Raw genomic sequence first — 11,760 nt, 5'->3', positions numbered from 1 at the left:
ACGGGGTGGGCACCGGGCAGCGGGCCCCCACCCGCAGCGCTCACGCGTCACGCCTCCGCCGGGTCCGCCTCACGTTCGCCCCGCGGCGCCTTCGCGACCCGCAGCTCGTCGTCGCTCAGCGGCGGCCCTGGCAGCGGCGGCAGCTTCGGCCCGCGCAGGACGGCCAGCGCGATCTCGGGCCGCGCCAGGGAAGCCGTCGGCGCCGACAGCGTCATCACGTCGAAGAGCGCCTTGGCGACCAGAGGTCGGCCCGTCGCGGTCAGCATCAGCCGGTCCACGTACGTGCGCAGGACCCGCGCCCCGGCCCCCGGGTCCTTCCCGATCGCGCCGGGGTAGAGGATGTCCTGCCCGGTGGCCAGGTCCCACGCCGTGCCGACCGGTCCCGCGACCGCCCGCTGGACCCGGCGGGCGAGCCCGGGGGAGTCCGTGCCGTGTGCGGCGAGCGCCGTGCGCAGTGCGAGGACGCCCTGCGCGGCGACCGACATCCCGTGCCCGTAGACGGGGTTGTAGGTGGCGACCGAGTCGCCGAGCGCGACGAAGCCCTCGGGCCAGTCGCGGATCTTCTCGTAGTAGCGCCGCCGGTTGACCGTGCTGCGGGAGACGACGACGTCCGTCAGCGGCTCTGCGCGCGAGATGAGGTCCGCGACGACGGGATGCCGCACGGAGCGGGCGAAGTCCTCGAACTCGTCGGCGGCGTTGGTCGGCTGGCCGCCGCGCGTACCGGACAGCGTGGCCAGCCACCGCCGGCCCTCGATGGGCACGATCGTGGCGGTGCAACCGGGCCGCGGCTCGCGCGCGTCGGCCTGCACATTGACGACCGGGTACTCCTCCGAGCCCTCCGGCGACCGGAAGATCCTGCTCGCGTACGCCAGCCCCGAGTCGACCTTCTCCTCGCGCACCTCGCCCACGCCCAGCGCCCGCAGCCACTCCGGAGCCCGGGAGCCGCGGCCGCTCGCATCGACGACCAGGTCCGCGGGCAGCACCCGCTCGCCCTCGGCGCCGCTGCGCACCCGTACGCCGTCGACGCGCCCGGCGGAGGCTTCGAGGCGCAGCAGTTCGGTGCGGTCGAGGACGGTGACACGGGGCCCGGCGAGCACCTGCTCCCGTACGACCCAGTCGAGCAGGTCCCGGCTGCACGCGATCAGGAACTGCATTTCGGGGAAGCGGCGGAACCAGCCCTGCGACGACATCGACACCAGCCCGGTCGGCAGCGCGATCCGGCGGGCGCCGGCGGCGAGCCAGCGGTCCGTGGTGCCGGGCAGCAGGGACTCGATCGCCCGCGCTCCGCCCGACCAGAGCAGATGGGCGTGGTGCGCCTGGGGGAGGCTCTTGCGGGAGCGCGGCCCGTCGGGAAGGACGTCACGTTCGATGACGAGGACCTCGTCCACGTACTCGCCGAGGACTCCGGCCGCCAGCATGCCGGCCAGCCCGCCGCCGATCACCACGGCTCTGCGGCCGTGGTTCCGGCGGGTTCTCAAGGGATCGCTGCTCATAGGGTGCTGCTCTCTGACCTGGCTGCACGCGTGCGCGCTGCTTCGACGACGGGTGAATGACGCAGCGCCAGGGACATGCGCACGAGGTCGCGCGGTCCCGCGGCTGCCACGGTTGTGTAGGCCTCGGCCGACTTGACGATCTGCCCTTCGGGGTCGGCCGCCCGGGCCCGCAGGGCAGCGGCGACCATCGCCGCGTCCGCCACCGCGTGGGCCTGCCGGGGGTCGGCCCCCCCGGCGAGTGCCTGGGCGTAGGAGTCCTCGCGCAGAACACGGTCGAAGTAGGGGTCGAGCTGCAGCATGCCGTCGTGGATGTCGGACTCCCGCTGTGTGACGCGCAGTTCGGCCGGTGAGAACAGCGAGATGCGTACCGAGGGCGTTCCGTGCGGTGCGATGGAGCGCAGCTCGCGCCAGAGCGTGCCGAGGCGGCGGTAGGCCGCCCAGGCGTGCCAGCTGTCGGACACGCGCTGGCCGGCGAGTGGCAGGACGAAGCCGACGGCGCTCAGCAGCGCGCCGACCGACGCGAGCGGCGGTGCTGCCAGCGTGGACAGGTAGTCCCAGTCGTGTCCCGCCCAGCGGGCCGCCACGGCGGCCGACTTGGTGACGCCGTAGGCGAGGTTGAACAGCGATCCGACGACGATGATCACCAGGCCGCCGCGGAGCCAGCCGCTCACCTTCAGGGACCAGCGCCAGCACAGCACGGTCATGCCCACCGCAGCGACGCTGTGGGCGGCGAGGTAGAGCGCGATCATCTCGCGGATGCCGGGCGTCCTGGCGTAGTACGTGTCCAGGTCCCGCAACCGCTCCACGGGCGCGTCGCCCAGCAGGAAGAGGACGACGAGGGCCACGACGACCATGCTGTACGCGGCCATCCAGCGCAGTGAGATCCGCCGGGTCTCCTCCGGCGGGCCGCCGCGCCAGTTGACGAGCAGCACAAGGCAGGACGCGCTGAACGCGGAGAGGATGCAGTAGACCAGCGGCGCGGAGAAGTTGGAGACCCCGGTGATGCGGTTGACCTCGGCGATGGTGGGCGGCGCGGCGAAGAAGAAGGTGGACGCGCCGAGGATCAGCAGGGCGCACACGGACCGGAGCATCGGGTCACGCGAGTTGCGCCGCAGCCCCGGCAGTTTGAACGCAAGTGCGATTCCCAGAGCGCCCGCGGGGATGTAGTAGTCCGGTCCGTTCACGCCTCAGCCCTGTGGCCCGCGGTATCCCAGGGACGCCTCGATGCGGCCCGCGACCCCGTCGCGCCGGACCGGGCCGCGGCCGTTCGAACCGGCGAGCCAGGCACGGCACTTGCTGCCGAGCAGCAGTCCGAAGCTCTCTGCCTCGTTCTCCTCCACCTGGTCGAAGTGGGTGCGAGCGGCGACCTTGAGGACGGTGGCCTGCAGATCCGCTTCGTCGCACAGCAGCCGTGCGGCCACGGCCGCTCCCTCGACATGGTGGCTGCAGTGTCCGGCCTTCATGTGCCACAGCTCATGGCCGAGAATCACCAGCTGATGGTCGGGTGCCGTGCGCTCCTCGATGACGACGAGGTCCTGGTCGGCCATGTCGAGCCACAGCCCGCTGGCGGTGCCCGGCGGGAAGGACGCCATGCGGTGACGGACCGGCCTGCCACGGTGTTTGCTCATGCCCTTGCACAGGGCGGAGTAGAGTTCGGCGGGCTCCGCCGGGGCGGGGAGACCGATTCCGCCGACGAGCTCACTGCACAGCCGGCGCATCTCTTTGCCTATGCTCACCGCTCTCCTCTCCCCGTCAGGGCCTTGTAGGACACGTACAAATCCAAGCCTGTCCGGAAATCAGGGCTCTGTGGGGGTGTCGGGGCCCGGCTTCACGCTTTCCAGGAGCATGTCGAGCCATTCGGTCACCTTGTCACGGTGCTTGTCGCTGGGCAGTTGGGCCGCCCGCCAGGCGATGCCGCGTACGCCGTGGTCCTGCAGCAGCCGCTCCAGCGGGTCGCCGTCGCCCGCGTAGCCCTGGAGCAGGCGCTGTTCGGTGCGCCGGAGGGCGCTGTCGAGCGCGTCGGCATCGTCGGCGGTCAGGAAGCCGGCATGCACCTTGAAGAAGCGCTGGATCGCGTCACAGTGCTCCATCGTCGGCCGCCGGTCGCCGTTGATGAGCGCACCCGCCTGCTGGCGGGACATGCCCGCCCCGTCGGCGATCTCCTGCTGGGTGTACCGACGGCCGTTGGGCTTGAGCCGGGTGCGTCTCAGCAGGTCGAAGCGCTGCAGAAAGCGTGCCTGGAGGTCGGGTTCGCCTGCCGGGCGCCCGTCGAGGAGGGCGCGCACGACGTCGGCGGGAACACCGGAGGCCTCGGAGAGCTTCTGGACGTCGAAAACCTCGCCGTGGCTCATTCCGAGCTTGTCCGCAAGTTCGGTGACCCGGGCGACCGATGCCGCCAGAGGGCCTGTGGCCGTCGGACCCGGAACCGAGAAGCCGTCTGTCACCAGTAGGTCTCCTAGATCACGCGAGGCAGCCCCGCATCCTGAGGGGCTGCCGGAAGTTAACCCTATTCACGTCATGTCAGCCAAGGTCTTGCCACAGCTGTGGCGCGTTTTGAGTGCTCAGCGGCGCGGAATGCCACGATAGTTGACATCCCCGTGTTCGCGGTAGCAGGATCGCCACGCGGTGTGAAGATCCAAAGGGAGCTGTCGCAGCGGTACTTGCGAGAGGCTCCGAGAAGGGTGGCGTTCTCGATGACACACGAGGTGGGCGTCGGGCGCCGGGGCGTCCGCGGGTGCCCGAGCCCTGCCGGAGCCGCCCGGGCCATGGCCCGTACGAAGCGCCTCGGTGACGCTCTCAGGAGCCGCCGCGAGGAACTGGGCCTGAGTCTCGCGGAGGTGGCCGCCCGCCTGGGCGTCACCGCCTACACCTACGCCACTTGGGAGCGCACGCCCGGCCACGAGTGGCCGGAGGGGACGCTGTGCGCCCTGGTCGACGCCCTGGAGTTGAACGACCAGCAGGGCGGTCGGCTGCTGCGCCTCGCCGCCGAGACGGACGTTCCCGCCCCGGCGCGCGGTGCCTTCGACGGGCACACCCCCGTCAGGCCGTCGGGCCCCGTGCCGCCTTCGCGGCCGGTGCGCCGCCCCGTCCCTGACCGGCCCTCGATGCCCGTGCCGCCGCCGGTTCCCGTGCGACCGCAGGAGCCGGAGCGGCCGCCGTCACGGCCGGACGGGCCGGTGGACCCCGGGACACTGGCCTACCTGCGGGACTACGCCGCGGTGATGGACGCGGTGCCGCTGCCTTCCGTGCTCTTCGACCGGCACTGGGACGTCGCCCACAGCAACCCGGCCTTCGATGCCCTCTTCTGTGGCATCGGGCCGCATCCCACGGCCATGCCGGACCGCAACTTCCTGCGGTTCGTGCTGTTCCACCCCGAGGCCCGCACGGTGCTCGGCGAGCACGAGACCAGCTGGTGCCTGCCGCTGATGGCCCAGCTCGCCGCGGCACTCGACAAGCACGGCGACGACGGTGCGCTTCAGGCCATTCGTGACGACATCGCGGACGACCCGATCATGGACGCCGCCTACCGGTGCGGACTGCCGCTGTGGATGAGCGCGGTGGGCGCGTCGGCGATCCACCACGACGGAGCCGTACGGCCGGTGCATCATCCGGACCCGCGCTGGGGCCGCACCGACTGCCGGATCATCGACGAGACTCCGGCGACGCTGCAGGACAAGGGCTACACGCGGATCACGCTCGCCCTCCGCGAGGACCGCTCGGTCGGTGCGCCCGGTGTGCGCCGCCGCCGGGCCCATCTGCGAGCGGTCTCCGGCGGCTGAAGGGCGGCTCGCCCGTACGGGCGGCCCGGCCCGGCCGGTTCAGCCCATCGAGGCGACGGCCCACTCCGCGACGACGGCCACCGCCACGCCGGTGCCCAGCACCAGGGTGGCCCACCGGGTGCGTCCGGCGCGGCTGAGGACGAGGGCGGTGCCGGAGAGGATCAGCGCGATGCCGTAGAAGCCGACGGTGAGCATCGAGTGGGTGTTGCCCAGTCGCAGCACCAGCGTGGCGGCCACAGCGATCATGATGGCGGCCGAGAGAGCTATCCGGACGCCGCGGGCCTGGCGCGGTGTGAGGCCCTGCCGCTCGGGGCCCGTATTCGCTTCTGACATGGGCAGAAGCCTATCCCGGCGGATTGCCGTCCGGTCCGGTGGGATCGGTTCAGCGCCGTGCCGTGACGCCCACGCCCGCGGGCCACCGAGGAGTCGCACCGGTGAGTTGGCAGGCCATCAGGTAAAGCGGAATCGGCGGGGTGTAGGGACTCGGTCCCGTCGGGCGGCGGATCAGCCGGGCCCCGGTCGCGGGCACCCTGGCACCGCGGGCGTAGTGGGAGGGCAGCGGCCAGGCCAGGTCCAGGTCCGAGCCGGCCGGGACGATCCACCACCACCATGCGCTGTCGGCGAAGATGCAGCCGGTGCTCGGCATCCGGCCCAGCAGACGGAGCCCGTAACGTGCGGGCACGCCGACCGCGTCGCACCCCAGATCGGTGTGCAGGGCGTCCGGCACGTCGAGCGGGGTGAGACGATTGGCGTGGTCCTGGCGTACGCCCCTTGAGCCGAGCGGTGCCAGGTTCCTCAGCACGGCCACTCCCGTGTCGGCGGTCCGTTGCCGAGCGCAAGCCGTGGCGTGCACGTCAGCTCGGCCCAGACGGCGCGGCCGGTGCCCGGTGCGGCGTCGTACGTGCCCCAGGCGCAGCTCACCGCCTCGACGAGCAGCAGCCCGCGGCCGCGCTCGCCCTGGGCCCCGTGGCACACGCGGGGGCCGGTGGCGGCGCAGCCCTGGTCCTGCACGGTGATCCGCAACCGCTCGGTGCCGGCGTGGAGTTGGCAGGCGACCAGATGGCCGTCGGTGTGCACGATGGCGTTGGTGAACAGCTCGGAGACGACCAGCAGCGCCGTGTCGTGCGGGTCCCCGTCGACTCCCCAGCCCGCCAGCCGTGCGGACACCAGCTTTCTCGCCCGGGAGACATGTTCGACGCGCGCCGGCAACTCGAAGGCGTACCGGGTGAGATCGGTCCCCGCGTGGGGGTCCAGGAGCTCGGAGGCGAGCGCGTCACGGTTCACAGGACCACTCTCCCGCTGCACGCGCCACGTTGGCAAGGCCCACTCTGAAAAATGCAGAGTGGGCATATTCATTGGTGGGGGGCCGTGGCACACTGCTCGCAAACAGCACGTGGGGAGGTCTCGAAGTGAGTGAACCGCGGTCCGCCCCCACCGTGGGGCAGGTCGTCCTCGGCAAGCGCCTGCAGGAGCTGCGGGAGCGTGCGTGTCTCAAGCGCGAGGAAGCGGCGAAGGTGCTCCGCGTCGCCCCCGGCACCATCCGCAGGATGGAGACCGCCGAGGTCGCTCTGAAGATCCCCTACGTACAACTGCTGCTCGGCGCCTACGGGATCGGCGACGAGGAGGCCCGCGGCTTCGTGGAGCTGGCCGAGGAGGCCAACAAGCCCGGCTGGTGGCAGCGTTTCCACGACGTACTGCCCCACTGGTTCAGCATGTACGTCAGCCTGGAGGGTGCCGCAAGCGTCATCCGTGCGTATGAACCGCAGTTCGTGCCCGGTCTGCTCCAGACCGAGGACTACGCCAGAGCGATCATGCTCGGCGGAGCCATCGGCCACACCGACCCCGACGACATCGAACGGCACGTGGCGCTGCGCATGGAGCGCCAGTCCCTGCTGATGCGACCGGATGCCCCCAGGCTCTGGGTGGTGATGGACGAGACGGTGCTGCGCCGTCCCGTCGGCGCGCCGGGCGTGATGAGGGCCCAGGTCGAGAGGCTGCTCGAGGGCGCCCGACTGCCGAACGTGACCCTGCAGATCGCCGAGTTCGCGTCAGGGCACCACCCCGGCACCTACGGGCCGTTCGTCCTCTTCCGGTTCGCCGTGCCCGAGCTCCCGGACATGGTCTACAGCGAGTACCTGACCGGCGCCGTCTATCTCGATGCGCGCCCCGAGGTCGCCACGCACCTCGAGGTCATGGACCGCATGGCGGCACAGGCCGCGACAGTGCAACGGACGAGGGAGATCCTCGGCGATCTCCGCAAGGAGCTGTGAATGGATCGCATATACAACGGGATGCCGGCCGCCGAGCTGGGCGAGGACGGCTGGCACAAACCGTGGAGCGGCGGCAACGGCGGCAACTGCGTCGAGACCATGAAGCTGGCAGACGGCAGGGTCGCCGTGCGTCAGTCCGCCGACCCCCACGGTCCCGCGCTGATCTACACCTCCGGGGAGATCGAGGCATTCATACAGGGAGCGAAGTCCGGCAAGGCGGACTTCCTGGTCAACTGAGCTGCTGCCGCGGGGGCAGCAGCGTCACCAGGAAGCTCTTCGCAGCGGACACGTTCCCGGCGGAGTCGACCGTCCGGTACTCGATCGTGTGGGTGCCGTAGTCGGGCGTCGTGTCGTCCCAGGGAACCACCCGGGGCGTGCCCAGCTTGCCGTACACCAGGTCGTCGATCACCGTGCCGTGCGGCGTGAAGCGGTACGGCGCGTCGGCGTCGGTCGGCCAGCCGTAGTACGTCTGCCAGCCGTCGCCGTCGACACGGAACTCGCGCACCACATGGCCCCCGTGGTCGTCACCTGCACTCAGACGCATCGTGAACGGGCCGTCGTACACGTACTCCACCGGCCTGCCGGGCCGGTGGACCGTGCGCAGCGGCCCGGACAGCTCGTACGCGCCCTCGGCAGGCGAGGCGTCCACGGTCCAGGCGAGTTCGGCGGCCGTGCCGTGGACGCGTGCCGTCAGCCGGTGGCTGCCGGGCCGCAGTCGCAGCGCACCCAGGTCCAGGTCCCGGTCGTTTCCCGGGTTGGCCACCGGTCGGCCGCCGAGCGCCCAGCGCACCGCCACGCTGCGCCCCGCCGGTTGGGTGGTGTCCGCGTGGACGACGGAGGCGGCGCCCACCGGCGTGCCCGTCGGCGTATGACCGGTGAACGCGGGCGTCACCGTGTCCGGGGGAGTGGTGAGCGACGTGTCCACCGTCCATGTCACGGTGCGCTTCAATGCGGAGGACGCCCGGACCGCCGGGTCGCGCACGAACGGCGTGCGGTCCGTGACCGTCGCCGTCAGCGTGTGTGCGCCGGGCCGCATGTCGATCCGGCGCAGATCGACCGTGCGGGCGTCGCCCACGGCGCGCAGCCGCCTGCCGTCCAACCGCCACACGACGTCGAGTTCACCGCCGACCGGGTGCAGTGTCTCCACCCACACCGTGCGGTCCGCGCCGAGGGCGGCGGAGTTCGGTGTGTGGTCGGCGACGATGTTCACCTTCGCCGAGATCTTCTGCACCATGATCTCGCGCTCGACCTGGTCGAAGGGATAGCCGAGCGTCTTCATCATCGAGTGCCTGCTGGGCCGCCACACGCCCTTGGTGCTGTACATCCCGCCCTCGTGACGACCGATGATCCCGCCCGACACGCTCTCCTCGCCCAGCCAGCGCCACCACTTGGCATGCTGCTGCCGCATCTGGGCCTCGGCGAGCAGCGTGTGGTGCGCGGAGGCGGGCTCACCGCCGGAGTACGTACCCCCCGGGACGCCGCGCGCGTAGTAGTCGTACTCGTCCTGCAGCCCGCCCAGCGAGTGCCCGATCTCGTGCGGGGTGATCAGCGACGACAGCGCGTTGCCGCCCGACGCTGTGGCGTACGTGCCGCCCGCCCCGCCGTACGTCCCGCTGTTGGCCAGAGCCACGATCTGGCGGTTGGCGCTCGCGGTGCCGGGCACCAGGTCCGCCAGCGCGGTGGCCGCGCCGCTGTCCACGGTGAGCAGCCGCTGCACGCTGTTCGCGTTGCAGCCGCCCCAGAAGCCCATGTCGAGCGGCGTGTCGCGGCCGGGTGCGTCGAGCGAAGGGTCGCAGTCGACGCCGGACTCGGCGGACGGCAGCTCGACGGCCCACACATTGATGTACGAGCGGTACGACGCGAACGGCTCCGTCGACCAGAGCACGTTCATGTGCTTCTCGACGTCGGCCCGGAAGGCGGGCATCTCCTGTGCGGTGTATCCGTCGCCGAGCACCACCAGGTTGAACCGCTTGTCCGCAGGCCCCGTGGTCTGCAACGGCACGACCGTCGCCCCGTCGGTCACCCGGGGCTCGGCATGTGCGGTCGCAGTGGCGGTGCCCAGTGCGAACGCGGCCAGGACGGCGCCCGCGGTGGCCAGCAGCGCCGCCCGGCGGCCAGAGGAACCGGCTGAGGTCATGGTGATGCAGCGTACGACCGGCATCAACGCTGCGTAAAGGTGGTGGTGTTGACCAAGTTCCCTCTGGCGCAGGGGAGTTGCGGGGGACGGGTGCCCGGGGTGAGCGAGCCGAGGACACGTGCCGTGCGGGCCTCTGTGCACGCGGGCACCGTGCCGGCCAGGCCGTGCACGGTCAGAAAGCCCAGCACCGCGAAGGCGTACGCCTTCTTGGCCCCGACCGGAACACCCAGCTCGTCCGAGGTACGCAGCGGCGTGCCGGCCGGCTCCGCACGGAGCGCCGCCATCATGGGCGGGTTGCGCGTGCCACCGCCCGACGCGAACACCTCGCTCACCCCCAGCGGGCGCAGCGCGTCCGCGACGGTCCGTGCGGTCAGCCGGGTGAGCGTGGCGACCACGTCCTCGGGCGCAAGAGTGCCGTAATCGGACAGCGCCTCCCGCAGAGACCCGGCGTGGAACAGGTCCTTGGCCTCCACATCGCTGCCGCCCTCCGGCGTGAAGAGGTTTGCGGCGGTGATCGTGGCGAAGTACCCGTAGACCCCGAACTCGTACCACTCGACGAAGTTGCCGACCGAACCGGCCGGCAGCGCACGACGGGAGCGGCCGGGCGGAGCGTCGGAACGTGCGGCGGAAGGCGTCATTCCCCATGCCTGCCCACCGCCACCGTCCGGGACGCGCGCTCACTCACCGGCGGCGCGGCCGGTGCTTGCCTGCCGCGCGAGCGCCGCAGCGCCCAGCCGGCGAGCACCGCCGCGGCCGCCAGAACGTACGCGCTCGTGCCGATCGTCTCCCCGTCGGCGTCCAGATGGACGGTGACGTACTTGGCCGCGCCGGCCGCCGCGACCACCAGCCACTCCCACCGGCCGTCGAGGGCGACCAGCGCCACCGGCAGCAGCGCGTACCACGAGTACCCCGGTGTCATCAGCAGGAACGCCGTGCCGGTCACCAACAGTGCCCCGCTCCAAGGGCGTTCGGGATCGCCGTGCCGCACCACACAGGCGACGACAGCCACCGTCACGACCACCGCCGCGGGCAGCGCCCATGTGTCCGGCAGCACCAGCCGCAGCAGCGCGTACCGGTTGCGGGCGGACGGGTCGTCGTACCCTTCCTCCTCGGTGTAGCCGCTCAGATAGCCGAACACGGAGCTGTCGGAGAGCAGCAGGTGCGGCAGGTACGTCAACGCCACGACGGCCGCGGCCGGCACCAGGACGGCCGCGGCGTCCCGCCATCGGCGCACACCCGCCAGGACGCCCGGCAGCACCACCGCCGGCAGCAGCTTCGTCGCGACCGCCGCACCGAGCAGCACACCCCCCTCGAGACGTCCGCGGACCACCACCCCGAGCCCCGCGACCGCCAGCAGCACCCCGAGCACGTCGACGTGCGCGTTGTTCACCGCCTCCAGCGGTACGGCCGGACACCACGCCCAGTACACCGCCGTCCGTGGATCACCGCGCCGGCGCAGCACGAGCACCAGCACGACGGTGGTGGCGAGCGCCAGCAGTGCGCCGCCCGTCTGCAGCGCCTTGTGCCGCACATCGCCCGGCGAGACGGCGTGCACCAGCAGGAAGTAGCCCTCGGCGACCGGCGGATAGATCGTATGGACGCCCGGCCGGTTGATCCGGGTGCAGTGCGCCTCGCCCTTGGGCCCCGCGATCCTGGCCCGCTCGGGCACCTCGCATGCCGCACCGGTCGGAAAGAGCCAGCCGTCCCGCAGATCCGCGAGCGCCGGATCGGCGGGCGGATGGTCGTACGGGGAGATTCCGGAGGCCTGCACCCTGCCGTCCCAGGCGTACCGGTAGGAGTCGGTGCTGGTGCGCGGCGGGGCGAGCAGCCCGGTCGCGGCGACCGCGACACCGCCCGCGAGGATCAGCGCCACCGCGTGCCGCACCGGCGCTCTGCGCACGGCGAGGGCCGCCGCCGCGAACAGCAGCCAGCAGGCGGCGTACCACCAGGCCAGGCCGCCCGGAGCGGTGACGTACCCGTCCTCCAGAACCGTCACCGCCAGCACAGCCGTCAGAGCCCCGACGAGGACCCCGGCCGTGAGCGAGCGCATGTTGATCATGTGGCCCACCCTGGCAGCCACA

Annotated in this window: 12 protein-coding genes and 2 pseudogenes; 3 read left to right on the top strand and 11 right to left on the bottom strand. The window is 71.8% G+C overall.

Annotated features, from left to right (window positions below):
- Positions 1-47 precede the first annotated feature (47 nt).
- The 4 genes from IE198_RS01875 to IE198_RS01860 form a co-directional block, all read right to left on the bottom strand.
- Positions 48-1,493 carry an FAD-dependent oxidoreductase gene (locus tag IE198_RS01875; protein WP_189881895.1) on the bottom strand — a complete coding sequence of 482 codons (1,446 nt, stop codon included), beginning with the start codon at positions 1,491-1,493 and terminating at the stop codon, positions 48-50.
- Entirely contained in the window at positions 1,490-2,677 is a 1,188-nt protein-coding gene (locus tag IE198_RS01870) for an MAB_1171c family putative transporter (protein ID WP_189881893.1), read from the bottom strand. The genes IE198_RS01875 and IE198_RS01870 overlap by 4 nt, the downstream gene beginning before the upstream one ends.
- A 3-nt stretch (positions 2,678-2,680) precedes the next feature.
- On the bottom strand, positions 2,681-3,211 hold the full coding sequence (locus IE198_RS01865) for a toxin-antitoxin system, toxin component (RefSeq protein WP_189882772.1): 531 nt from the start codon (positions 3,209-3,211) through the stop codon (positions 2,681-2,683).
- 78 nt (positions 3,212-3,289) lie between these two features.
- Positions 3,290-3,937, bottom strand: coding sequence for a helix-turn-helix domain-containing protein (locus tag IE198_RS01860; protein ID WP_189881891.1), 648 nt, complete (start codon positions 3,935-3,937; stop codon positions 3,290-3,292).
- 321 nt (positions 3,938-4,258) lie between these two features.
- Between IE198_RS01860 and IE198_RS01855 the strand changes: the two genes are divergently transcribed.
- A complete protein-coding gene (locus IE198_RS01855; protein ID WP_229833682.1) occupies positions 4,259-5,272 on the top strand; it encodes a helix-turn-helix domain-containing protein in 1,014 nt (337 codons plus the stop codon).
- A gap of 39 nt (positions 5,273-5,311) precedes the next feature.
- On the opposite strand, the gene IE198_RS01850 is transcribed toward IE198_RS01855, so the two are convergent.
- From IE198_RS01850 to IE198_RS01840, 3 genes are read right to left on the bottom strand one after another with little or no spacing between them, the layout of a single operon-like run.
- Positions 5,312-5,605: a hypothetical protein gene (locus tag IE198_RS01850; RefSeq protein ID WP_189881887.1), complete on the bottom strand. Its 294-nt coding sequence runs from the start codon at positions 5,603-5,605 to the stop codon at positions 5,312-5,314.
- 49 nt (positions 5,606-5,654) lie between these two features.
- Complete coding sequence (locus IE198_RS01845; protein WP_373299738.1) at positions 5,655-6,074, bottom strand: hypothetical protein; 420 nt, start codon at positions 6,072-6,074, stop codon at positions 5,655-5,657.
- Complete coding sequence (locus IE198_RS01840) at positions 6,068-6,556, bottom strand: ATP-binding protein (RefSeq protein ID WP_229833681.1); 489 nt, start codon at positions 6,554-6,556, stop codon at positions 6,068-6,070. The genes IE198_RS01845 and IE198_RS01840 overlap by 7 nt, the downstream gene beginning before the upstream one ends.
- Before the next feature lie 125 nt (positions 6,557-6,681).
- On the opposite strand from IE198_RS01840, the gene IE198_RS01835 reads away from it, so the two are divergent.
- Both IE198_RS01835 and IE198_RS01830 read left to right on the top strand, forming a co-directional pair.
- Complete coding sequence (locus IE198_RS01835; RefSeq protein WP_189881885.1) at positions 6,682-7,542, top strand: Sco1979 family transcriptional regulator; 861 nt, start codon at positions 6,682-6,684, stop codon at positions 7,540-7,542.
- The gene (locus IE198_RS01830; protein WP_100110189.1) at positions 7,543-7,779 is read left to right on the top strand and encodes a DUF397 domain-containing protein; all 237 of its coding nucleotides are present in this window, start codon (positions 7,543-7,545) and stop codon (positions 7,777-7,779) included.
- On the opposite strand, the gene IE198_RS01825 is transcribed toward IE198_RS01830, so the two are convergent.
- The 4 genes and pseudogenes from IE198_RS01825 to IE198_RS01815 form a co-directional block, all read right to left on the bottom strand.
- Complete coding sequence (locus tag IE198_RS01825) at positions 7,772-9,679, bottom strand: M64 family metallopeptidase (RefSeq protein ID WP_189881883.1); 1,908 nt, start codon at positions 9,677-9,679, stop codon at positions 7,772-7,774. The two genes, IE198_RS01830 and IE198_RS01825, sit on opposite strands and share 8 nt — an antisense overlap.
- Before the next feature lie 23 nt (positions 9,680-9,702).
- Positions 9,703-10,143, bottom strand: a pseudogene (locus IE198_RS01820) (anhydro-N-acetylmuramic acid kinase); the annotation flags it as partial.
- Positions 10,144-10,317, bottom strand: a pseudogene (locus IE198_RS34875) (MFS transporter); the annotation flags it as partial.
- Positions 10,314-11,738: a glycosyltransferase 87 family protein gene (locus IE198_RS01815; RefSeq protein WP_189881879.1), complete on the bottom strand. Its 1,425-nt coding sequence runs from the start codon at positions 11,736-11,738 to the stop codon at positions 10,314-10,316. The gene IE198_RS01815 and the pseudogene IE198_RS34875, both read right to left, overlap by 4 nt.
- Positions 11,739-11,760 lie beyond the last annotated feature (22 nt).

This window comes from Streptomyces xantholiticus, assembly GCF_014651015.1.
Taxonomy (GTDB): Bacteria; Actinomycetota; Actinomycetes; order Streptomycetales; family Streptomycetaceae; genus Streptomyces; species Streptomyces xantholiticus.
The sequence above is the reverse complement of the archived record's forward strand: the minus strand, read 5'-3'. Positions and strand labels throughout refer to the sequence as shown.